The sequence below is a fragment of the Janthinobacterium sp. 344 genome (assembly GCF_900112025.1).
GTDB lineage: Bacteria > Pseudomonadota > Gammaproteobacteria > Burkholderiales > Burkholderiaceae_D > Janthinobacterium.
The window spans coordinates 31,913-51,996 of record NZ_FOKL01000004.1 but is presented as its reverse complement, the minus strand read 5'-3'; the positions used below and the strand labels follow the sequence as shown (position 1 = coordinate 51,996).

Below are 20,084 nucleotides of genomic sequence, written 5' to 3'. Positions count from 1 at the left end.
TCCATGCGCTCTTCCGCCGTATCGCCGCCACTGCTTGCCGTGCAGTCGCCGCTCGTCTACCTCAAACTCATCTTCGTCGCCCTGTTCTGGGGCGGCACCTTTATCGCCGGACGCGTGCTGGCGCAGCAGATGCCGCCCATGACGGCCGCCAGCGGGCGTTTCGGCGTGGCCGTGCTGCTGCTGGTCGTGCTGGCCTGGAAGCTGGAAGGGGGCTTGCCGCGCCTGGACCGCAAGCAGCTGGCGACGACGGCGGCCCTCGGCCTGACGGGCATCTTTTTGTACAACCTGTGCTTCCTGGCGGCCCTGTCGCGCATGCCGGCCGGGCGCACGGCCCTGTTCGTGGCCCTGAACCCCATCGTCACGGCGCTGGCGTCGGCCCTGCTGTTCCGCGAGCGGCTGGGATCGTTCAAATGGCTGGGCATCATGCTGGCGTTCTGCGGCACGGCCATCGTCATCACGCGCGGCGACCTGGCCGGCGTGCTGCACGGTAACGGCGGCGGCATCGGCGCCGGCGAGATCTTCATGTTTTGCGGCATCTCCAGCTGGGCTGCCTACACCCTGATCGGCAGGGTTGCGCTGAAGGGCTTGAGCCCGATTGCCGCCACCACGTATGCGTCGATGTGGGGCCTGGCCTTCCTGCTGGTGGGGGCGGTGGTGGAATTTCCGACGGTGCCGTGGCGCAGCTTCGGCTGGCAAGTGTGGGCCGCCATCGGCTACCTGGGCGTGTTTGGCACGGTGATCGGCTTTGTCTGGTATTACGAGGGCGTCAAGGCGCTGGGCCCGTCGCGCACGGCCGTGTTCAACAACCTCGTGCCCGTGTTCGGCATCGTGCTGGCGGCGGCGCTGCTGGGTGAACCCGTGCTCGCCTCGATGCTGGTGGGCGGCGCGGTGACGATCGCCGGCGTGGTGATGACCAACCGGCAAGTGAAATAGTGATGGGGTCAGACCCGTCGGGTCTGACCCCGGCATGCAGCCGTGCTTAGCGTGCGCGGCGGCGCTTCGATGGCTTGGCCGGCGCCTTTTTATGCCGGCTGACGGATGCGCGCATGACCTTCGGCTCTTCGATGCCGTTCTCGGCCGCCAGCATGCGGCGGATGTTGACGGCGTCCATGGCGCGCACGGAATTGGCGCGCGCGTTGAGCAGGATCATGGTGGCGAACTTGCCCGCCGACTTGATGCGCATGATCAGGCAGCGCCCCGCCTCGTTCGTGTAGCCCGTCTTCGACAAGCCGATATCCCAGCCCTTGGCGCCCACCAGGCGGTTCGTGTTGTGGTATTCCACGTCGCGGCCCTTGATCTGGATCACGTCCTTCGAATCGGTGGTGATGCGGCTGATTTCCGGGTAGCGTGAGGCGGCCACGGCCATCTTGACCAGGTCCGCCGCCGTCGATTGGTTGTTCGGCGACAAGCCCGTCGGCTCTTCGATCACGGTCTGGCGCATGCCCAGCGCCTTGATCTTGGCATTCACGGCCACGGCGAACGCGGTGGGGCCGCCCGGGTAGGTGCGCGCCAGCGAGGCGGCGGCACGGTTGTCCGACGACATCAGCGCCAGCTGCAGCACGTCGTGGCGGCTCAGGGTGGCGCCCACGGGCACGCGCGAGGTGCTGTGTTTCAGGGTGTCGACGTCCTCGCGGTCGATGCTGATCTCTTCCTGCATGTTGGCCTTGGAGTCGAGCACCACCATGGCTGTCATGAGTTTGGTCAGCGAGGCGATGGGCACCACCACGTTGGAATTTTTTTCAAGCAAGACTTTACCTGTGCCATCTTCGACCACCAGTATCGACTGGGAACCGAAAGGCACGGCGATGGCCGCTGTCGAAAGCGTCATCAGCACCGCGGCGAACATTTTTTTGAGCATGGGATTGTATGTGGGAAAGCAGTTTTGGGGCGCCATCAAGGGCGCTGCGCGCAAATCCGCGACAGGGCCACGCCGGAACGCGGCGTGTGTCTCGGAGGCAATATTTGCCAAGCGTAGACAATACCATTAAAAATATTGCGATGTCTACGGCACACCGGCCGCGCAGGCCGCTTTGCGGCATAAAAGGTGAAAAAAATCCTGATGCGGGATGTAACTATTGCCTGAGTGAAAATTGTCGCCGTATTATTGATTTCATTTAGGAAATCTAATACTCTTTCCGCAAGCTTGCTGATTGTCATACAACGTGCGCCGCCATCGTCGCCGGCACCCGCCGAATCGTGCTTGGTCACTTGCCCCTGTGCCCACTGGCGACCTGCCCCCACACTGCGTTCATGCATCAAGAACTTACCAAGGAGAACGCGAGATGTGGGGAAAAATCAGCCAGTGGCACCAGCAAATGGACGACGACGCCAAGCTGGTGCTGCAAACGCCGGACGCGGCCGCCACCTTGCCGGCCGGCCTGCGGCGCTATGTCGGCACGCGCCTGGCGACCTTGTCGCCGATCGAGCGCCAGCAATTCCGTGATTTCCTCGTGAAATACCACGGCGCCCGTTTTTACGTGGCCGCCGCCAAGCTGCTGCTACCTTTCAGTGCGCTGGGTGCGCTGCAGCAGCTGTTGTGGCCGGGAAAACTGAATTGGATCGAATCGCTGGTGTTGAGCAACCTGATCGGTTTTTCGCTGGCCTGCGGCTTGATGGGCGTGTGGTTCAATTACCGCCGGCTGGTGGCGACGCGCTCCGTCAAGCCGCTGCTGCGCATCCTGCTGGCGTGCATGGGGGGCTTGCTGGTCGGCATGGGGGCCGCCACCGTCTTCAGCGACCAGCCCGTCGTGATCTCGCCGGAAAGAATCGTCCGCAACGTGGGCGTCGCCCTGCTGGTGGTGAGCTTGCTGTACATGGTTCCCCTGGGGATGGTCGCCATCTGGCGCAACCGCCAGTCCGAGGCGCTGACCTTGCGCTTGCAGCAGGAGGCGGAACGCGACCGCCTGGCGCGCGAGCTGAGCGAATCGCAGCTGCGCTTGCTGCGCGCGCAGATCGAGCCGCATTTTCTGTTCAATACCCTGGGCGCCGTGCAGCAGCTGGCCGAGCAGGGCGCCGATGGCGCCGGCCGGGCCGCCGCGCTGACGGCCGACCTGATCGCCTTTCTGCGCGCCAGCCTGGCCGAGATGCGCAGCGAACAGGTGGCGCTGCAAAGCGAGTTCGACATGGTGGCCGCCTATCTGCGCGTGATGCAGGCGCGCATGGGACCGCGGCTGCGTTTCCACTTGGACTTGCCGGCCGGACTGGCGCAGGTCATGGTGCCAAGCATGATCGTGCTGACCCTGGCGGAAAATGCCATCAAACACGGCATCGAACCGGCCTTGCGCGGCGGCGAGATCCATATTTCTGCCGAGCAGGTCGACGGCATGCTGCGCCTGCGCGTGCGCGATACGGGCGTGGGCCTGGCGCAGGATGGCGCGCCTGCCGCCGGTGGCGGGCTGGGCCTGGAAAACGTGCGCAGCCGGCTGCAGCTGGCCCCCGTTGACGGCGGCGTCGCGGCCGGGCGCCTGGAGTTGCGCAATGGCGACGAGGGCGGCGTGATCGCCGATATCCATTTACCGATACAGACAACGGAAAGCCGCACATGCATGCCACCATCCTGATCGCCGAAGACGAACCGCTGATGCGCGAGCGCCTGCAAGGCTTGCTGGAGCAGGCCTGGCCGGAGGCGCGTATCGTGCTGGTGGCGGAAAACGGCAACGATGCCTGGGACGGTTTCCTTGAGCATGAGCCGGACGTGGTCTTCCTCGATATCCGCATGCCGGGCCTGTCGGGCCTGGAAGTGGCCGAGCGCATCGGCAAGCGCGCCCACGTGGTGTTTGTCACGGCCTACGACCAGTACGCCGTCGATGCGTTTGACGCGGGCGCCGTCGATTACCTGCTCAAACCCGTGCAGGCCGAGCGCCTGCAGCGCGCGCTGGCCCGCCTGCGCGACAAATTGGGCGCGCAGCCGGCCGACATGGCGCACTTGCTGCGATCGCTGCGCGCCGCCTTGCCGGCGGCGCCGCGCGAAAAGATGAAGTGGATCAAGGCCAGCGTGGGCAAGCAGATCCGCCTGATCGATATCGACGATGTGCTGTTTTTCCAGGCCGACACCAAGTACACGCGCGTGGTGCTGGCCGGCTCGGAAGCGCTGGTGCGTACGCCGCTGAAGGATTTGCTGGGCGGACTGGACCCGGAGCAATTCTGGCAAATCCACCGTGGCACCATGGTCAATGTGAAGGCCATCGAGGCGGCCGAGCGCATCGACGCCGAGCGCATGCAGGTGCTGGTGCGGGGCAGCACGGAAAGGCTGCCCGTCAGCCGTACGTTTACCTATTTGTTCAAGGATTGATATGATGGCAATCTTTCTTTAACTGCCAATCTGATGGGAATGCCATGACACTGTTACGCCGCTGGTTCGCCGCCGTCCTCCTCGCCCTGTTCTCGTGCACTGCCGCCGTGGCGGCGGACAAGCCGGAGAAGGTGGTGTACCACGTCAACGACGCCAGCAATGCCACGGCCGCGCTGAAAAATATCCGCAATCACCTCGACGCCAGTCCGCGGGCGAGCATTGTGCTTGTCGCGCATGGCGCCGGCATCGACTTCCTGCTTGACGGCGCCATCGACAAGGAAGGTACGCCGTACGACGTGGCGGTGCGCGCGCTGGCGAAGCGCGGCGTCGGCTTTCGCGTCTGCAATAACACCCTGCAAGGGCGCCAGATCGACCCCGGCCGCGTGCTGCCCGAAGCCGTCATCGTCCCGTCCGGCGTCGCTGAGCTGAGCCGTTTGCAGGCGCAGGAAGGCTACGTCTACATCAAGCCATGAGCGCCATGACAACGCCGCGCCGCTGCCGGAAGGTAAGGGGCGCGGCGTCGGGAGGGGGCTTACTGGATCTTGGCGATCGACACTTCCGTCGATTTCACGAGGGCGATGACTTCGCTGCCCACTTTCAAGTCCAGGTCCTTGATCGAGCGCGAGGTGATCACCGAGGTGACGATGCCGTGCGGCGTTTCCACATCCACTTCCGAGACCACGGGGCCAAAGATGATTTCCTTGATCTTGCCGCGAAACTGGTTGCGTACATTCACTTCCGAGATAGCCATGCTGTTTCCTTTGTGCCCGTAAGACGCCATGCGGCGCGACATGGCCAGAGTACGGCGCGCACCTGATTTTGGCTACGAATCGATGCGCATATGGTTATGCGAAGCGCGCCGCTGTGGCTGCTTCATTGCGTCATCATTAATGGGGGCTGCTGCCTGCCATGGCGATTCGCTTCGATGGCGGCCTGGAACACCTCTTTACAAAGCGTCGTCATGTCCTGAAACGGCACATCGTTGCGCGCCGGCTGCTGGTCGCGGATGGCACTCATGAAATTGATGCAGTTATCGGTCATGTGCCCTTTTTCCAGCACCGCTTTCACGATCTCGACGCTGGCCTTTGCCACATAGCGTGCCGTGGCAGGCGACACATTGCTGCGGCCCCGGCCGCCGCTGAACTGTGCCGTTCCCGTCGCCGAGGCGTTGCTGTCGGCCAGCGCCGCGTCGAGTTTTTTCTCCAGGGCGTCTCTTTCCTTTTCGGCCTTGTCCACGGCCAGCTGGGCAGCCGCAAGACGCGCGTCGAGCTGGGCCAGTGTCAACCGGGCGGAACTTGCCGCCTCCTCCAGGATCTTGATTTCAGCGGCGGTCTTTTGGGGTTCTGCCTTGCCGGCAGCTTGTAATTCCTGCTGTGCCTGCTCACTTGCGCTGGCCTGGATGACGCGCGCGTCGCGGACATCATCGAGCTCAGCCTCACGCCCCGCCAGTCGTTCCTCAGCCCTGTCGAGCTGCGCCTGCGTTGCCAGCAGGCCAGATGAACCGGCCGACTGGCCTTGTCCGGTCAATGCCGCCTGGCGCGCCACGACGGCACCCGTCAGTTGCTCGATGGCGAGCACGCCCATCGTCAAGTCTTGTGAGCGTTCCATCAGCAGCATGGTGTCGGCAGGATTGATGGACTTGTTTTGCGCGTATTCGCAGATACGGAACAGGTGTTCGCGCATCAAGGTGATCGACTGGGAGTGCAAGCCGATGCTGGCGGCATTGGCACTCAGGGCTGTGGAAATGGACGCGGCGTTCTGGCCACTGTTCACACCGGCGCCGGCCGACGAGATATAGGCTTGCAGCGCATCCGGGGTCGGTTCCGCGCATGTGTGCCCTTGAGCGTTTGAGTAGACAAGGCGCTGCGGGGCGTCCAGGTGGATGGCTTTCCCCTGCAAAGGCAGTTCCGTCGTGCGGTGGATGGTATGCAAGTTGGCGCAGGCCGAGAGCGACAGCAGAACGGCGCCGCCCGCGGCCAGGCGCCGGCAGGCACGGGGGAAAGGCGGCGGCACGGGCAGCGACTCGGCACGGGCTGAAACGGTGGCAGGCATGGCAGGCATGATATGGCTCCTTGAAGTGGGTGGGTAGCAATCACCGGCTGGCGGCCGCACGGGATTGTCGCCGCCCATGCCCACATGATGCTTGCCTTGGGACGCATGCGCATCCTTCATCTGAAGGAGGTGGCGTGCTTGGGAGGGGACTGGGGCTGGAAGGCGCCGGGATGCTCGTCGCCGCGTTTCATCGGACGACGGATGCTGGCGCGCGGGCATGAAAAAACCGGGACAGGTCCCGGTTTGTGCGTTGCGTGTGGCGTGCTTGCTGCCGTGCTTACTTCTGGTAAATCTTGTCGAATTCGCCGCCATCGTCAAAGTGTTTCTTTTGCGCCTGCTTCCAGCCGCCGAAGACGTCGTCGATGGTAAACAGCGAGATCGGCTTGAAGCTGGCCGCGTATTTCTTCGCCACCGCCGCCGAACGGGGGCGCAGGTAGTGCTTGGCGACCAGTTCCTGGCCCGGCTCCGAGTACAGGTATTGCAGGTAGGCCGTGGCTTCCTTGCGGATGCCGCGGCGGTCGACCACCTTGTCGACGACGGCCACGGGCGACTCGGCCAGGATCGAGATGCTCGGGTACACCACTTCAAAATTGTCGCCGAACTCGGCGCGCACCAGTTGCACCTCATTTTCAAACGTCACCAGCACGTCGCCGATTTCACGCTGCGTAAAGGTGGTGGTGGCGCCGCGGCCGCCGCCGTCCAGCACGGGCACGTTCTTGAACAGCTTGGTGACCAGCTCGCGCGCCTGCGCTTCGCTGCCGCCTTTTTTCAGCGCATAGCCCCAGGCGGCCAGGTAAGTATAGCGGCCGTTGCCCGAGGTTTTCGGGTTCGGCACGATGACCTTGATGCCGGGCTTGGCCAGGTCGTCCCAGTCCTTGATGTGTTTCGGGTTGCCCTTGCGCACCAGATACACCATGGTGGAATAGAACGGCGCCGCGTTGTTCGGGAATTTCTTGGCCCAGTCGGCCACCACCAGGCCGCGGTCGACGAGGATGTCGATGTCGTTAGCCTGGTTCATGGTCACGACGGACGCTTCCAGGCCATCGGCCACGGAACGCGCCTGCTTGCTGGAACCGCCGTGCGATTGCTTGATGGTGATGGTTTCGCCCGTTTTGGCTTTCCAGTCCGCAATAAATGCGGGATTCACGTCCTTGAACAGTTCGCGCATCACGTCGTAGGAGGCGTTCAGCAGGACCACCGGTTCGGCCGCGCTGGCGGCCAGCGGCAGGCTCATGGCGGCGGCGGAAGCGGCCAGGGCGCTGGCCAGGAACCAGCGGCGCGTGCGTTGGGTGAGCGTCGGGACGGCGGTCGTTACGGCGTTGAATGGGGACATGTTGAACTCTTGTTGTGAGAATAGATAGACATGGTCTAAAATTCCGGCCGGAAAAGAAACGAATTTTTCGTAATATGCTTAGATCACATTCCCGTTTCTGCCAAAAAACAGATATGGATTTTTGAAATGATTCGTGGGCAAGCCGGGCCTCAGGGCTTACGCTGAGAACGGCTACTCATAGGGGAAAGCCGCTCTTGACGCGGCGTGAAAAAACCCGAATGCGCCGCTTGGTGTATAGTCGAATGGCGCGATACAGGGTGAAACCCATGGTGACACCGCCTGCATCGGCAACTGGAATATTTTGTGAGCGTACATGAGTCTTGAAATTCGTATTGCAACATCGACCGACGCTTTCGAGGCGTGCAATGTGTTACGACGCTCGATCGTCGAATGCTGCAGCCTCGATCATCGGGACGATCCGGCCATCCTGGAAGCCTGGCTGGGCAATAAAACACCGCAGATGGTGGCGTGCTGGTTCGCGTCGCCCACCAATTTCGCCCTCGTCGCCGTCGACGCGGGCGCCGTCGTCGGCGTCGGCCTGCTGACGCGCGCCGGCAAGCTGGCCCTGTGTTATTTGCTGCCCGAGGCGCAAGGCCGCGGTGCGGGCAAGGCCCTGGTGGAACGGCTGGAAGCGCAGGCGCGCGAGTGGGGCATCAAGGCCCTGCAACTGCACAGCACGGCCAGCAGCCAGGCTTTTTTCGTCAAGCAGGGCTATGTCGAGGCGGGCAATGTGCGCTCGCCATATGGCGTGGAAACGATTTTCTGCTGGAAACAGATTGATCCCGCAGGTATCGCTAGCGGCGACCCCAAGCGCAAGCGCTTCTGCAACTGCAACTCGGCCTGACGGCCCGCCAGCATGTCAGCCCGCCCATCCGGCGGCGGGCCGTTCCCTCCCTGCCATTTTTTCCCTTCAATAACTGATCTGGATATATACGCCTTGCGCCGTGCTGGCCGTCGCCGGCAGCAAGGTGCCGCCGGCAAACAGTTTCAGCTCGCCGGGCGCAAACGCGGCCCAGTCTTCGTTTTGCGTCAGCGGATGGGTGGCGATGACGGCGATGCGGTCGTCCAGGTGATTGTGCTGGCGAAAGTCGATGCTGCGTTCGCAATCGATCAGTTGCGCCACGGAAAACGGGTATTCGCGGATCACATAGTGCAGGTGCGTGGAGCAGTGGGCGAACAGCAGCTCGCCATCCGACAGGATGAAGTTGAAGGTGCCGTGCGCGGCGATCTCGCGCGCCACCTCGCCGATGGCGGCGTGCAAGTCGGCGCGCGCGGGTTCGCCTGCGGGAAAGCGCGTGCGCAGGCTGGCCAGCAGGTGGCAAAACGCCTGTTCGCTGTCCGTGTCGCCGCTGGCCCGGTAGTGCGCATTGGCCGGCGCGCGCCACGTCTTCAAGTCGCCATTGTGGGCGAACGACCAGGTCTTGCCCCACAGGTCGCGGGCGAACGGGTGGGTGTTTTCCGGCGCGATGCGGCCCTGCGTGGCCTTGCGGATGTGCGCGATGATGTTTTTCGCCTTGACGGGGTGCTGCTGCACCTTGGCCGCCAGCGGCGAATCGATGGCGGCCAGGTGGTCGGTCAGCAAGGTGCAGCCGTCGCCGGAATGGTAGGCGATGCCCCAGCCGTCGCGGTGCTCGTCCGTGCGGCCGCCCCGCTCGGCAAAGCCGGCGAAGGAAAAACCCAGCGCTGCCGGCTTGCTGCTGTTCATTGCGAGTAACTGGCACATGGCGGCCCTTCCTGATGATGACGGTACATGGCCCACAGTAAAGGCTGGCGTTTGGGGCGGGAAGGAATGTTTCTGACTATCGATATGCGCCCGGCGTTGCCGCCGCCTTATTCGCTGGGCGCATATCAAATGGCGAAACCATTCGTTCTCCTTTGGTTCACCCTCGCTTAGTCTGCACACTTTGGCGCCGCCGTCCCCACAAGGGCAGCGGGCGCAGCCCTACGAAGGAGCATGTATGCCATTTCCCGTCCTGAAAAATTACCTGGCCCGCCTGTCGCATCAAACCCAGGCCGGCACCAGCGTCTGGCTCGATGACGAGGGCAGGGCGCTGGGGCGCTTTTTCAATTGCACCATGACCAGCGCCTTCCAGCCGCTGCGCGAACTGCAAAGCGGCAAGCTGGTGGCGTTCGAGGGCCTGGCGCGCAGCGTGTCGAAGGCGGACGAGGGATTGTCGTTGTGGCGCTTGCTCGACCATGCGGCCAGCGACGATGAATCGGTGGAGCTGGACCGGCTGTGCCGCATGCTGCACGCCATTAATTTCTTCCGCCAGCCGGAAGCCGAGCAGTCGGACCTGTACCTGAACGTGCATGACCGCCTGCTGAGCGCCGTCAGCAGCAACCACGGCCACGCCTTCCAGCGCATCCTCGATGCGCTGGGCTTGCCGATCGAGCGCATCGTGCTGCAATTGCCGACGGTGACGCCGAACCAGGGCTGGCTGCTCAACTACGTGGCCGACAATTACCGGCGCAACGGTTTCCGCCTGGCCATCAACGTGGCCAGCGTGCACGAGGCCACGGGCATGCTGGAGCGCCTGCATCCGCACGCGTTCAAGCTCGATGCGGGCAACCTCAGCGACGAAGAGGCGGCCGCCAGCTTTGTCAGCCTGTGCCATGCGGCAAAGATCCGCGTCGTCTTCAAGCGCCTCGATACGCCGGCCGCGCTGGCCGCACTGCAGCGCATCGCCGCCACCACGGGCTTGCCCATCGTGGCGCAGGGTTATCTGCTTGATAAGCCGCTGACCACCTTGGCGAGCGCGAAACAGGGCGCCATTCCCGTCGCTGCCGCCGCATGACGAAAAATGCGCGGCAAACAGGCTGACACGATAGGCATTCAGGGTTTTTCTTCGCAGCACAATAGGCTATAGTATTCGTATCGTTATATTGGAATGACTATGGCATCGCGCAGAAATTTTCTACACCACGGTATGGGCCTGGCCGCGCTGGGCCTGGTAGCCACCCCACTCATCGGCTGCGCCTCGCGCACGGCCGCTCCCGCCTCGGCCTCGGCCAGCGCCAAGCCGCGCGCCCCGCGCACGGCCGTGCCGCCGCAGCCGACGCAACTGGCCAGCGTCGACCGCTCGATCACCTCGCAGTCGCGCGCCGCCATCACCGAACTGGAACCGCCGCCCGACATCTTTGACGCGCAGGCGCTGGACCTGGAATTCTGGCTCAAGCCCCGCACCCTGGAAGTGGTGCGTCCGGCCAGCAATGAAAAAGCCAAGCTGCTGTACTGGAAAGATGGCGAAGTCATCGATTCAGCCTACCAGGAACTGTGCCACTTGCTGCGCGACGTGAACGGCAAGAAGACGGCGGCCATCGATCCGAAACTGCTGGAAACCCTGTGGGGCACGCAGGCATTCGTGGCCCGCTACGGCATCGAACAGCCGCTGGAGATCTTGTCGGGCTACCGCACGGCCGAGTCGAACAGCAAGCTGCGCGAAGCGGGCGTGCCGGCCGCGCGCCAGTCGCTGCACATCTCGGGCCGCGCCGCCGACATCCGCGTGGCCAACCTGAATGCGGAAGTGCTCGGTTCGCTCGTGCGCAGTTTCAAGCAGGGCGGCGTGGGCTTTTATTACCGCTCCGGTCCCCGTGGCGGCTGGATCCATGCCGATACGGGCCTGCAGCGCACGTGGAAAGGGTAAACGGCTGACCAAACCTGCTGCGCGGCGCGCTTTGCGGCCGCTGATGCGCGCCGTACCTTGGTACGGCTGCGCGTGCCGACCACCAATCACTGCCGCTCGCTACGGTGTTTGATCAGTCATAGTGATAGGGCGGCTCCGGCACGCTATCGCGTCCGGCGCGCCGCCACTCGTCGATATTCACGGGCCGCTCCCACCAGATGCGCCAGCCCTTGCGCTGGCTGGCCTGTACTTCCGGGTGCGCCTGCAGGTAGCCGTCGATAAAGCGGGTAAAGTCCGATACGTAGCCGCTGCGGCGGTACGTCAGTCGATGCGGCATGGCTGGCTCCCTGGCTTGTGTTCCCTCCTTTGACCGCCCGCGCACGCAAAAGTGCTGCTTTTATCGTCCAGTCCCATGAAACTCTCCAGCCATAACATCGAACTGTTCCTGGCCGTCGTCGATGGCGGCTCGTTTTCCAGCGCCGCGCGCGCCTTGGGACGGGCGCCATCGGCCGTCAGCATGGCGGTCGCCAACATCGAGGCGGAGCTGGGCATCGTCCTGTTCGACCGCGGCGCGCGCGAAGCCGTGCCCACGCCGGCCGCGTGCGCCCTGATCCCGCATGCGCGCCTGATCGCCGAGCAGCTGAAGCAATTGCACCTGCACGCGCAGGAATTGTCGCAGGGACTGGAAAGCCGTATTTCGCTGGGCATCGCGGCCGAGCTCGACCATACGCCGTTTCTTGCCGCCGTGCGCGCGCTGTCGCTGCGCCATCCGCTGCTCGACATCGAAGTGCTGACGGCGCCGCAGGACGACGTGCTCGACATGCTGCACCGGGGGCGCATCAGCGCCTGCATGGCTTTCGCAGGCGGGCGCATCAATCACGAGGAACAGTTCCAGCTGGTGGGGCGCGATGCCTTGCTGGCGATTATTTCGACGCAGCATCCGCCCAGCGTGGCGGGGCGGCCCCTGTACATCGAGGAGTTGGTGAATTTACGCCAGATCATCGTCGCCAGCCGCGAGCTGGACCTGGCCGATGCGCGTCCCGTGGTGGGCCTGTCCTACTGGCGCACGGACAGCTTGCCGATGGCCCTGTCCATGGTCGAGGCGGGCCTGGGCTGGGGCAATTTTGCCGCCTCGGCCATCGCCCACTCGCTGGCGGCGGGACGGGTGCGCCGCGTCGCCTTCAAAAACACGGGCAATGGCCTGGTCGTGCCCATCCACCTGGTGTGGATGAAGGACCGGCCGCTGGGCATGGCGGCGCGGTCCTTTCTTCAGTTGCTGACGGCAGTCGAGACGGCCGCGCCCTGACGCTCGGCAGGCTCTTCCTTGGGCTGCTGCGCCGACAGGGGCACGCCGAACAGACCGTCGAAGAAATAATTGAAAATGAAGCTGTAGCACGGGATGATCAGCATCAGGGCAAAGTCCAGCACGAAGGCTTGCCACAGGCTGATGTCGAGCCACCAGGCGATCAGCGGAATCAGATAGATGACCAGGGTGATCTGGAAACCGATGGCGTGCAGGATGCGGCGCCAGACGGTGCGCGTGCGCGACACCTGGCGGATTTCCCAGTATTCGAAGGCCGTGTTGTAGAGCAGGTTCCAGATCACGGCGATGGTGGTGATCATGATCGCCAGCGGCCCCGTGCTGGTGGGCGATTCGCCCGAGAGCAGGGTCAGCCAGGCCGTGGAGATGGCCATGCCGATGATTTCAAAGGCGGTGACGTAGACGATTTTGCGCTTGATGCCTTGCATGTAAAGCCTGTAAAAAAGAAGTGGCGGCCATTTTAAGTCAGTCGTGCTGATGTTAAAAGTTAATAGCTGTCAGTTTTTCTGATATGTTGACGAAGCAAATACCATGCTGCCGGCGAACGGGGGATAATGGCGGCTGGCGGGCAACTGGTCCCGCCGCATCACCGCAGAAAAGGTCACGAGCATGCAAGGCGCAGCAGACAGCAACATTCCCGAATCCCCCGCCAGCCCGGAACAACGCCCCCGTTTTCGTCCCCGTCCGTGGGAACACCTGGAAACACCGTATGACGTGGAAGTGTGGATCGAGGAACATAACCGCAGCATGCAGGACAATATTGGTGCCGCGGAAACGGGCGTGGGCATCCGCTTCACCCTGGCCGAGGGCGGCGACATCTACATGCAGACCAGCGCCGACGGCGCCGTCGTGCTCGACGTGACGCCGGACGCGGCCTGGGTGGCGCCATTGATCAGTGCCGCCACGGGCTGCGAGACGCCGGCCGCGTCACTGTGGATCTTGCCGGACGATAAGCTGATCCAGCTGATCGTGGGTCTGTCCAGCCTGGTGGCCAGCACCCTGCTGGTGGTGGGCCATGATTTTGGCTTGCGCCGGCGCGGCATGGCGTACTAAGCGGCTTGTTCCTGTACGGTGGGCAATGTATGATGTAATCCTTGCAAATTTTCGCGCCCAGCCGGGCGTCGTTGCCACTGTGCTTACTGACGATATGCCTGCCACGCGGGCGGCAAAACTGGACCTGCGCAATATCAGCCTGGTCTGCGTGGAAACACGCTATCCCGAGCTGGCCCGCTTCGCCATCGAGCGTTGCCTGGCCGGCGCCGAGTTCAAGGAGTGCCTGCTGTTCACGTCCCGGCTGCACGAATTGCCTGCCAGCATACGCCAGGTCTTGATCGATCCCATCGAGAGTGTGGAGGCGTACTCGGCGTTCATGGTGCAGGAGCTGGGTGCGCATTTCAGCGGCAGCCACGTGCTTGTCATGCAGTGGGACAGCTTCATCGTCGACCACAGTCAATGGCAAGGCGCTTTCCTGGACTGCGATTACATCGGCGCGCCGTGGTCGCATCGCCCGGTTGCCGTCGGCAACGGCGGCTTTTCGCTGCGTTCGCGGCGTCTTTACGACGTCCTGTCGCAGTTGGCCATGGAACAGCCGCATCCCGAGGACTATGCCATTTGCGAATTGCACGGCGAGCAGCTGCAGCGCGACTTTGGCATCCGCTTTGCCGACGCCGGGCTGGCGTCGGCGTTTGCCTTCGAGTGCATCCCGCCAACGGCGCCCGCGTTTGGCTTCCACGGGTTTTTCAACTTTGGCCGGGTGCTCGACGACGCCGAGTTGAGCGCCTACCTGGCACAGTGCGATGACGCCACCATGCATGGTCCGGCCGTGCGGCGCCTGATCAAGCAGTTGTATTGTTCTGGCCGCTATCGCATGGCGGCAAGCGTGTTGCGCCGGCGCACCAATGGTGGCCTCGCCATGCTGGCTGACGCCTTCCTGCTGGCCGTGCGGGCTGGCCTGCATGGGCTCAGGCACCGCCGTTCGCGGGCCGTGTCGCCACGGGTAAAGCCGGCCTGAGCATGGCCCGGCGCCGGCCGCCTTGCCCGCTGGGCAGGCAACGCCGGCACAGGCGTCGCTCGACACTGCGCCTGTCACGTGCTAGGCTCGGGGCAGCGTCCGCCTGATCGCCAGGGCGGCAGTGCAAAAGGATAGCCATGGACACCACGCCGCCTGCGGTACCTGCTCCGGATTCCTCCCCGCGCGGCTCCGGCCACGCGGCCTGGCCTGCCGCCTCGCTGCTCGATGCCGGCGTCTTCAGTGCGGAACGCGTGAAGGCGGAGCGCGAACAGGCGTATTTCAACGATTTATACCTGCTGGCGCCTGTCGCCTATTTTGTGCTGGGCCTCGACGGCGTGATCGTGCAGCTGAACCTGGTGGCGGCGGAACTGTTCGGCTTGCCACGTGAACGGCCCGGCCACGTGCTGTTCCGCACGTATGTGCACGAAGCGTTCCGCCACGATTTCGACCAGTTCGTGGAGCGCGTGCTCAATAGCAGCGAACCGCAGCGCATCCAGCTGCAGGTGCGGCTGCGGCCCGAGGCGCGCGAAGCGGGCTTGCCCGTCAGCCTGCTGGGCAGCGCCGATCCGAACGGCCAGGCCCTGCGCCTGGTGCTGGAGCAGGCCGAGGGCAAGCTGGCCGCGCTCGAGCGCAGCGAGGAACGCTTCCGGCGCATCGTGCACAGCGCCGAAGAGGGCATCTGGGAAATCGATGCGCAGGCGCTGACCAGCTTTGTCAACCCGAAGATGGCGCACATGCTCGGTTGCCAGATCGAGGACATGCTGGGCCGCCCGCTGGCCGCCTTCATGGATGAGGAAGGCCGTGCCATCCTGGAGCGCAATATCGCCCGGCGCCAGGATGGCATCGTCGAACGCCATGAATTCAAGTTTCTGCGCCGCGATGGTAGCGCCTTGTGGGCGACCCTGGCCACCAATCCCATCTTCGATGCCGCTGGCACTTATCTGGGCGCGCTGGCGCTGGTCAGCGATATCACGGCGCAGCGCGAAGCGTCCGGACGCATCTGGCAGCAAGCCAATTTCGACCAGGTGACGGGCTTGCCGAACCGCCACATGTTTCTCGACCGCCTGCACAACGAGACGCGCCGCGCCAAGCGCGAAGGGGCGTGCCTGGCCCTGCTGTTCATCGACCTCGACAATTTCAAGCAGGTGAATGACAGCCTGGGCCACGAGAAGGGCGACATCCTGCTGCGCCAGGCGGCGCGGCGCATCAGCGAGCGCGTGCGTGCCACGGACACGGTGGCGCGCCTGGGCGGCGATGAATTCACCGTCATCCTGGTCGGCGTGGGGCAGCTGGCGGGCATCGAGCGCGTGGTGCAGGAGCTGGTCACGGCGCTGGCCATGCCGTTCGCGCTCGATGACGATAGCGCGCAAGTGTCGGCCAGCGTGGGCGTGGCGCTGTATCCGGCCGACGCCGAGGCGGCCGAGACCTTGCTGCGGCATGCGGACCAGGCCATGTACGCGGCCAAGAACGCGGGGCGCAATGCTTACCGTTACTTCACCCCGGCCCTGCAGCAGGCGGCCGAGCTGCGCCGCAACACGGTGCGCGAGATGCGCCTGGCGCTGACGCAGGAACAGTTCGAGGTGCACTACCAGCCTATCGTCAGCCTGCGCGATGGCGCCATCGCGCGCGCCGAGGCGCTGCTGCGCTGGCGCCATCCGCTGCGTGGCCTGCTGGCGCCCGCCGAGTTCATCGGCTTCGCCGAAGCGAATGGCCTGATCACCGATATCGGCGACTGGGTGTTTCGCCAGGCCGTATGCCAGGCGCAGCAGTGGCAAACCGCGTATGGCGCCGGTTTCCAGATCAGCATCAACAAGTCGCCCGTGGAGTTTCGCGGCGACGCCGCCCTGTACCAGGGCTGGCCCGAATATTTGCGGCGCGAGGGCCTGGCGCCAGGCGCCATCGTCATCGAGACCACGGAAGGCGTGCTGCTGGACGAGGCGCGCCAGGTGGGCGAGCGGCTGCGCCAGTTCCGCACCATGGGCCTGGCGCTGGCGCTCGACGATTTCGGCAGCGGCCAGACGTCGCTGGCATGCCTGCAAAAATTCGATATCGATTTTCTCAAGATCGACCGTTCGCTGGTCGGCGCATTGGGGCAGGGCGATGCGGGACTGGCCCTGTGTGAAGCCATCATTGCCCTGGCGCAGCGCCTGGGCTTGAAAGTCGTCGCCGAAGGCGTGGAGACGGCGCTGCAGCGCGACCTGCTGCGCGCGGCCGGCTGCGACTATGCGCAGGGCTTCCTGTTCGCCGGCGCCTTGCCGGCACGGCAGATGGAGCGGCTGCTGGCCGCTCAGCCCACGGCTTGAACGGCCGCTGTTTCGCCCTCCATCAGCGCTTCCACGGCGGCCAGCGTCTCGTCGGCGCTGACACTGGCTAATGTCAGGCCCGGTGCCAGGATGACGCGGTACTGGCTGCTGGCCGGATAAAACCAGTGGTAGTTGTCGGTGCGGATGTAATAGCCGACGATTTTCCTGTCATAGGCCGAGGCGATGTGGATCACCGACGTGTCCGGCGACAGCACCAGTGCGCAGCGGCGTATGAGGGCGGCCAGCTGCAGGATGTGGCTGGTGGGCGGCGCCAGCATCACGTTGGCGTGGCCCGCGCCGTGCACGATCTCGGCGGCGCGCGCCTCGGTGCCCGGTGCGGCGATCACCAGCAGCGCGTGGCGCGGATAGCGCGCGGCGATGGCGGCGCAGCAGCGCTGGGCATCGGCCACGCTGACCGTGCGCTGCGCATTGCTGCCCTGGAAGTTCAGGCAAAACAAGCCTGCGTACGTGCGCAGCAAGTTGTCGCAGGCGGCGTCGATGGGCGCCGCGTGGGCGTCCACGCCGAACAGTTCATAGCGCATGTCGATATCGCGCAGCGAGAATTGCGCGAACGTGGCGAAGTAACTGTGCAGGATGTGCCGGCTGCGGTCGCAGGGCACCGTATGGTCGAACATGCCCAGCTTCGCCGTCGAGGTGCCGTATTTGGGAATGGCAAATCCCGTCAGGTAGCGCGCGCCCAGCCATTTGATGCGCAGCAGCAAGGGAATCGAAAAACGGTTGTAGGGATTGAAGATGACGTCGTAGCGGCGCCGGCGCAGGTCGGCGATGGTGGTGCGCAAGTCGCGCAGCAGCGGCTGTTTATCCCAGATGAGGATATCGCTGACGTGCGGATTGGCGGCGATCACGTCGCGGTTGACGCTGCTGGCCGCCACGTCGATCTGCCAGTGCGGGTAATTCTTTTTCAGTTCGCGCAGCAGTGCCGAGGTGACGATCATGTCGCCGATCTTGTCGTTGCGCAGGATCAATACCTTGCGCACCTTGGCGATGTCGAGGGGCTGCTTGTCGGATTTGCCCAGCAGGGCGTAGCTGATCAGCCGGGCGGCGGTCTTTATCAAGGGAACTCCAGGTGTGGATGACGGGATGCGCTGGCGTGCTTGACCATCAGTCAGCGCGCCAGCAGCATCTTACGGCCTTCCACCGCCCGCCGATAGGGGGCCGGGCAGGTTTTTAGCGCAGGCCCAGCAGGGCAACCACCCGTTCCCGGCTGATGCCCACCAATGCCGAGCTGATCGCCAGCAGTGATTCATAGCCGGGCTGGCTGGCTTTTTCCGTGAAGTTTTCCGCCAGCGTGTCCATGCTGACGCTGATCTGCACGGGCTGCGCCTTGGCGACCCGTCCCGTGGCTTGCGCCAGCGCCAGGCTGACGGCGCTGCGCGCCTGCTGCAGATGCGACAGTGCCTGCACCACTTGCTGCAAGGTGGCGCGCAGGGCTTCCACGTCGCTGGTATTCCATTCTTCCGGCGCGATGGCGGCCGGTTCCGCATCCGTGCGCACGCGGCTCATCTGGCCCGTCGGGTAGCGGATGCCGCTGCCGCGCACGGACAGGCTGTCGCGCACATTGGCCCACGACGCTTCCGCCGTGCTGAAGACCAGCTCGCCGTCTTCGCCCTGCTTGACGCGGATGCCCGACGGCATCAGCGCGCGGTCGAAGCGCGAAACGATTTCGTCCTGGCTCAGGCCAGGTTCGATATTGACCGAACGCAGCGCCTGGTTGGCGCCGCCGACGGAGAAGGCCAGCACTTCCTGCGGACCTTCCTGCAGGCTGGCCATGGTCAGGCCGCGGATGCTGAAATTCTGCTGTGCCGCCTGCGGGCTGGTATAGCTGAGCTGAGCATCGAGCGTGCCGCCCGAGGCGCTGGCGCGCTGGCGCCAGGTATTGCTGAACTGGCGCACGCGCGCTTCGACTTGCCCTTCGCGGCCCTGGCGCGCGGCCAGCTTGGCCGCCAGCTCGCTTTTCAAGGCTTGCAGCTGGCTGCTGCTGCGTTCCAGGTAGTCGAGGGTTTGCTGGGCGTTGGAAATTTCTCCCTGCAGCTGGTGATCCCAGTTGCTCAGGCCACGCTGCAGACTCGCCGTCGAACTCCGCGCCGCCGGCGCGTCGCTGCGCGCGCTGGCGCCGCCGCTGACGGCGGCGGACGCGTCATCGACGACGCGGGCCGTGCTGGCGCCTTTGGCGGCAACGCCGGAAGAGGAGGAGGTCTGCGCGATTTGCATGATGGTCAGAGAAGATCAAACAGGGAAATGGTGCCCACCTTGGCGTAAGCTTTATAGGTGGCTTGCATGGCCGTCTGGTAGCCCGTCAGTTCTATGGCGGCGGCGCCCATGTCGGTCTTTTTCAGGTCCAGCAGGGCCGAATCGTTCGACAGCGACACGTTGGCCAGGTTGCCGGACAAGGTGGACAGAATGTTTTGCGCGCCGCCGAAGATGGCGATCTTGCCAGAGAGCAAATCCATGCCGTCATCGGTGCCATCGAGCGCCGCCACCACGTCGGCACGCACGGCCGGGTCGTTCGGGCTGACGCCGGGCTTGCCCAGCGTGGCGATGGCCTGGTCGATCTTGTTCAGCCACACTTGCAGCTTGTCCACGTCGACGTTGGCCGCCTGCGTCACGCCATTGCCGACTACCACGGTCTGCGTATCGTTGTTGCCGATATAGCTGTAGCGGGAACCGACGGTCGCGTTTTCATCGAACTTGATGGCGGGCTGGTCGGTGGCAGTGCCGGAAAACATGTAGCGGCCTTCCTGGTCCTTCAGGTTGGCCGTGTACAGCACGCTGTCGCGCATGGCGATCAGCGATTGCGTCATGGAGTTGAGGTCGTCCGGCGCATTGCTGCCGTCGGCGGCCCAGACCAGCAGGTCGCGTGCCTGGCCCATGTCGTTGACCATGCTCGTCAGGTAATTTTCGTTTTTCAGCAGGCGCACCTTCACGGTGGCGATATTGTCCTGGTACTGCGTGACCATGGCTTGTTCGCGCGTCAGGCGCGAAATGCGCACGTTGCCGATCGGATCGTCCGATGGCAGCTGGATGCGCAGGCCCGACGACATCTGCTGGGTCAGGAAGTTGATGCGTTCCTGGTTTTGCTGAAGCGAAATATTGATCAGCGATTGGTACTGGCTACTGGCGACACGCATG

General features: G+C 64.2%; 21 protein-coding genes. 11 read left to right on the top strand and 10 right to left on the bottom strand.

Annotation, left to right across the window (positions count from 1 at the left end; all coding sequences use genetic code 11):
- Positions 1-3: 3 nt before the first annotated feature.
- Entirely contained in the window at positions 4-933 is a 930-nt protein-coding gene (locus BM193_RS12620) for a DMT family transporter (protein WP_092802285.1), read from the top strand.
- A 46-nt stretch (positions 934-979) separates the two neighbouring features.
- Here the strand turns inward: BM193_RS12620 and BM193_RS12615 are convergent, their stop codons facing one another.
- A complete protein-coding gene (locus BM193_RS12615; RefSeq protein ID WP_092802288.1) occupies positions 980-1,858 on the bottom strand; it encodes a serine hydrolase in 879 nt (292 codons plus the stop codon).
- 424 nt (positions 1,859-2,282) lie between these two features.
- On the opposite strand from BM193_RS12615, the gene BM193_RS12610 reads away from it, so the two are divergent.
- Genes BM193_RS12610 through BM193_RS12600 form a run of 3 tightly spaced genes read left to right on the top strand, consistent with a single transcriptional unit; the run spans position 2,283 to position 4,764 of the window.
- Positions 2,283-3,560, top strand: coding sequence for a sensor histidine kinase (locus BM193_RS12610; protein ID WP_092802291.1), 1,278 nt, complete (start codon positions 2,283-2,285; stop codon positions 3,558-3,560).
- Positions 3,542-4,291, top strand: a complete 750-nt coding sequence (locus BM193_RS12605) for a LytR/AlgR family response regulator transcription factor (protein ID WP_092802294.1) — start codon at positions 3,542-3,544, stop codon at positions 4,289-4,291. The genes BM193_RS12610 and BM193_RS12605 overlap by 19 nt, the downstream gene beginning before the upstream one ends.
- Positions 4,292-4,335: 44 nt before the next feature.
- Positions 4,336-4,764, top strand: a complete 429-nt coding sequence (locus BM193_RS12600; RefSeq protein WP_092802297.1) for a DsrE family protein — start codon at positions 4,336-4,338, stop codon at positions 4,762-4,764.
- 59 nt (positions 4,765-4,823) lie between these two features.
- On the opposite strand, the gene BM193_RS12595 is transcribed toward BM193_RS12600, so the two are convergent.
- The 3 genes from BM193_RS12595 to BM193_RS12585 form a co-directional block, all read right to left on the bottom strand.
- Positions 4,824-5,042, bottom strand: coding sequence for a TOBE domain-containing protein (locus tag BM193_RS12595; RefSeq protein WP_034757699.1), 219 nt, complete (start codon positions 5,040-5,042; stop codon positions 4,824-4,826).
- A 122-nt stretch (positions 5,043-5,164) separates the two neighbouring features.
- Positions 5,165-6,343 (bottom strand): hypothetical protein, encoded by a 1,179-nt coding sequence (locus BM193_RS12590; RefSeq protein WP_139176322.1) that lies wholly within the window; start codon positions 6,341-6,343, stop codon positions 5,165-5,167.
- Positions 6,344-6,620: 277 nt separating this feature from the next.
- Positions 6,621-7,676 carry a sulfate ABC transporter substrate-binding protein gene (locus tag BM193_RS12585; protein ID WP_092802303.1) on the bottom strand — a complete coding sequence of 352 codons (1,056 nt, stop codon included), beginning with the start codon at positions 7,674-7,676 and terminating at the stop codon, positions 6,621-6,623.
- 313 nt (positions 7,677-7,989) lie between these two features.
- Here BM193_RS12585 and BM193_RS12580 point away from each other — a divergent pair, with 313 nt between their 5' ends.
- Positions 7,990-8,520: a GNAT family N-acetyltransferase gene (locus BM193_RS12580; protein WP_092802306.1), complete on the top strand. Its 531-nt coding sequence runs from the start codon at positions 7,990-7,992 to the stop codon at positions 8,518-8,520.
- A 66-nt stretch (positions 8,521-8,586) separates the two neighbouring features.
- On the opposite strand, the gene BM193_RS12575 is transcribed toward BM193_RS12580, so the two are convergent.
- The gene (locus BM193_RS12575; protein WP_092802309.1) at positions 8,587-9,399 is read right to left on the bottom strand and encodes a class II glutamine amidotransferase; all 813 of its coding nucleotides are present in this window, start codon (positions 9,397-9,399) and stop codon (positions 8,587-8,589) included.
- Positions 9,400-9,634: 235 nt separating this feature from the next.
- Here BM193_RS12575 and BM193_RS12570 point away from each other — a divergent pair, with 235 nt between their 5' ends.
- Together BM193_RS12570 and BM193_RS12565 are read left to right on the top strand one after the other, a co-directional pair.
- The gene (locus tag BM193_RS12570; protein ID WP_092802312.1) at positions 9,635-10,471 is read left to right on the top strand and encodes an EAL domain-containing protein; all 837 of its coding nucleotides are present in this window, start codon (positions 9,635-9,637) and stop codon (positions 10,469-10,471) included.
- Positions 10,472-10,603: 132 nt separating this feature from the next.
- The gene (locus tag BM193_RS12565; RefSeq protein ID WP_092802315.1) at positions 10,604-11,320 is read left to right on the top strand and encodes a YcbK family protein; all 717 of its coding nucleotides are present in this window, start codon (positions 10,604-10,606) and stop codon (positions 11,318-11,320) included.
- Positions 11,321-11,432: 112 nt separating this feature from the next.
- On the opposite strand, the gene BM193_RS12560 is transcribed toward BM193_RS12565, so the two are convergent.
- A complete protein-coding gene (locus tag BM193_RS12560; RefSeq protein WP_092802318.1) occupies positions 11,433-11,636 on the bottom strand; it encodes a DUF3460 family protein in 204 nt (67 codons plus the stop codon).
- Between the two features lie 75 nt (positions 11,637-11,711).
- Here BM193_RS12560 and BM193_RS12555 point away from each other — a divergent pair, with 75 nt between their 5' ends.
- Positions 11,712-12,605: a LysR family transcriptional regulator gene (locus BM193_RS12555; RefSeq protein WP_092802321.1), complete on the top strand. Its 894-nt coding sequence runs from the start codon at positions 11,712-11,714 to the stop codon at positions 12,603-12,605.
- Here BM193_RS12555 and BM193_RS12550 read toward each other — a convergent pair.
- Positions 12,569-13,048, bottom strand: a complete 480-nt coding sequence (locus BM193_RS12550) for a PACE efflux transporter (RefSeq protein WP_092802324.1) — start codon at positions 13,046-13,048, stop codon at positions 12,569-12,571. The two genes, BM193_RS12555 and BM193_RS12550, sit on opposite strands and share 37 nt — an antisense overlap.
- A 181-nt stretch (positions 13,049-13,229) precedes the next feature.
- Here BM193_RS12550 and BM193_RS12545 point away from each other — a divergent pair, with 181 nt between their 5' ends.
- From BM193_RS12545 to BM193_RS12535, 3 genes are all read left to right on the top strand, one after another.
- Entirely contained in the window at positions 13,230-13,673 is a 444-nt protein-coding gene (locus tag BM193_RS12545) for a hypothetical protein (protein WP_092802327.1), read from the top strand.
- A complete protein-coding gene (locus BM193_RS12540) occupies positions 13,636-14,631 on the top strand; it encodes a DUF5672 family protein (RefSeq protein ID WP_139176324.1) in 996 nt (331 codons plus the stop codon). Before BM193_RS12545 ends, BM193_RS12540 begins: the two co-directional genes overlap by 38 nt.
- Positions 14,632-14,768: 137 nt before the next feature.
- Positions 14,769-16,934, top strand: coding sequence for a putative bifunctional diguanylate cyclase/phosphodiesterase (locus BM193_RS12535; protein WP_175533268.1), 2,166 nt, complete (start codon positions 14,769-14,771; stop codon positions 16,932-16,934).
- Here BM193_RS12535 and BM193_RS12530 read toward each other — a convergent pair.
- The 3 genes from BM193_RS12530 to flgL all read right to left on the bottom strand — a co-directional run bounded on the left by BM193_RS12530 (position 16,919) and on the right by flgL (position 20,083).
- On the bottom strand, positions 16,919-18,010 hold the full coding sequence (locus BM193_RS12530) for a glycosyltransferase family 9 protein (RefSeq protein ID WP_092802333.1): 1,092 nt from the start codon (positions 18,008-18,010) through the stop codon (positions 16,919-16,921). The genes BM193_RS12535 and BM193_RS12530 overlap by 16 nt on opposite strands.
- 112 nt (positions 18,011-18,122) lie before the next feature.
- Positions 18,123-19,166 (bottom strand): hypothetical protein, encoded by a 1,044-nt coding sequence (locus BM193_RS12525; RefSeq protein WP_092802336.1) that lies wholly within the window; start codon positions 19,164-19,166, stop codon positions 18,123-18,125.
- Between the two features lie 5 nt (positions 19,167-19,171).
- Positions 19,172-20,083, bottom strand: a complete 912-nt coding sequence (gene flgL, locus BM193_RS12520) for a flagellar hook-associated protein FlgL (protein ID WP_092802339.1) — start codon at positions 20,081-20,083, stop codon at positions 19,172-19,174.
- Between the last annotated feature and the right edge of the window lies 1 nt (position 20,084).

Coding starts and splice junctions, on each gene's coding strand:
- BM193_RS12570 (WP_092802312.1), top strand. CDS start 9,635: ATGCCATTTCCCGTCCTGAAAAATTACCTGGCCCGCCTGTCGCATCAA.
- BM193_RS12575 (WP_092802309.1), bottom strand. CDS start 9,399: ATGTGCCAGTTACTCGCAATGAACAGCAGCAAGCCGGCAGCGCTGGGT.
- BM193_RS12615 (WP_092802288.1), bottom strand. CDS start 1,858: ATGCTCAAAAAAATGTTCGCCGCGGTGCTGATGACGCTTTCGACAGCG.
- BM193_RS12545 (WP_092802327.1), top strand. CDS start 13,230: ATGCAAGGCGCAGCAGACAGCAACATTCCCGAATCCCCCGCCAGCCCG.
- BM193_RS12595 (WP_034757699.1), bottom strand. CDS start 5,042: ATGGCTATCTCGGAAGTGAATGTACGCAACCAGTTTCGCGGCAAGATC.
- BM193_RS12555 (WP_092802321.1), top strand. CDS start 11,712: ATGAAACTCTCCAGCCATAACATCGAACTGTTCCTGGCCGTCGTCGAT.
- BM193_RS12565 (WP_092802315.1), top strand. CDS start 10,604: ATGGGCCTGGCCGCGCTGGGCCTGGTAGCCACCCCACTCATCGGCTGC.
- BM193_RS12585 (WP_092802303.1), bottom strand. CDS start 7,676: ATGTCCCCATTCAACGCCGTAACGACCGCCGTCCCGACGCTCACCCAA.
- BM193_RS12610 (WP_092802291.1), top strand. CDS start 2,283: ATGTGGGGAAAAATCAGCCAGTGGCACCAGCAAATGGACGACGACGCC.
- BM193_RS12535 (WP_175533268.1), top strand. CDS start 14,769: ATGGACACCACGCCGCCTGCGGTACCTGCTCCGGATTCCTCCCCGCGC.
- BM193_RS12580 (WP_092802306.1), top strand. CDS start 7,990: ATGAGTCTTGAAATTCGTATTGCAACATCGACCGACGCTTTCGAGGCG.
- BM193_RS12605 (WP_092802294.1), top strand. CDS start 3,542: ATGCATGCCACCATCCTGATCGCCGAAGACGAACCGCTGATGCGCGAG.
- flgL (WP_092802339.1), bottom strand. CDS start 20,083: ATGCGTGTCGCCAGTAGCCAGTACCAATCGCTGATCAATATTTCGCTT.
- BM193_RS12590 (WP_139176322.1), bottom strand. CDS start 6,343: ATGCCTGCCACCGTTTCAGCCCGTGCCGAGTCGCTGCCCGTGCCGCCG.
- BM193_RS12525 (WP_092802336.1), bottom strand. CDS start 19,166: ATGCAAATCGCGCAGACCTCCTCCTCTTCCGGCGTTGCCGCCAAAGGC.
- BM193_RS12540 (WP_139176324.1), top strand. CDS start 13,636: ATGATTTTGGCTTGCGCCGGCGCGGCATGGCGTACTAAGCGGCTTGTT.
- BM193_RS12600 (WP_092802297.1), top strand. CDS start 4,336: ATGACACTGTTACGCCGCTGGTTCGCCGCCGTCCTCCTCGCCCTGTTC.
- BM193_RS12560 (WP_092802318.1), bottom strand. CDS start 11,636: ATGCCGCATCGACTGACGTACCGCCGCAGCGGCTACGTATCGGACTTT.
- BM193_RS12550 (WP_092802324.1), bottom strand. CDS start 13,048: ATGCAAGGCATCAAGCGCAAAATCGTCTACGTCACCGCCTTTGAAATC.
- BM193_RS12620 (WP_092802285.1), top strand. CDS start 4: ATGCGCTCTTCCGCCGTATCGCCGCCACTGCTTGCCGTGCAGTCGCCG.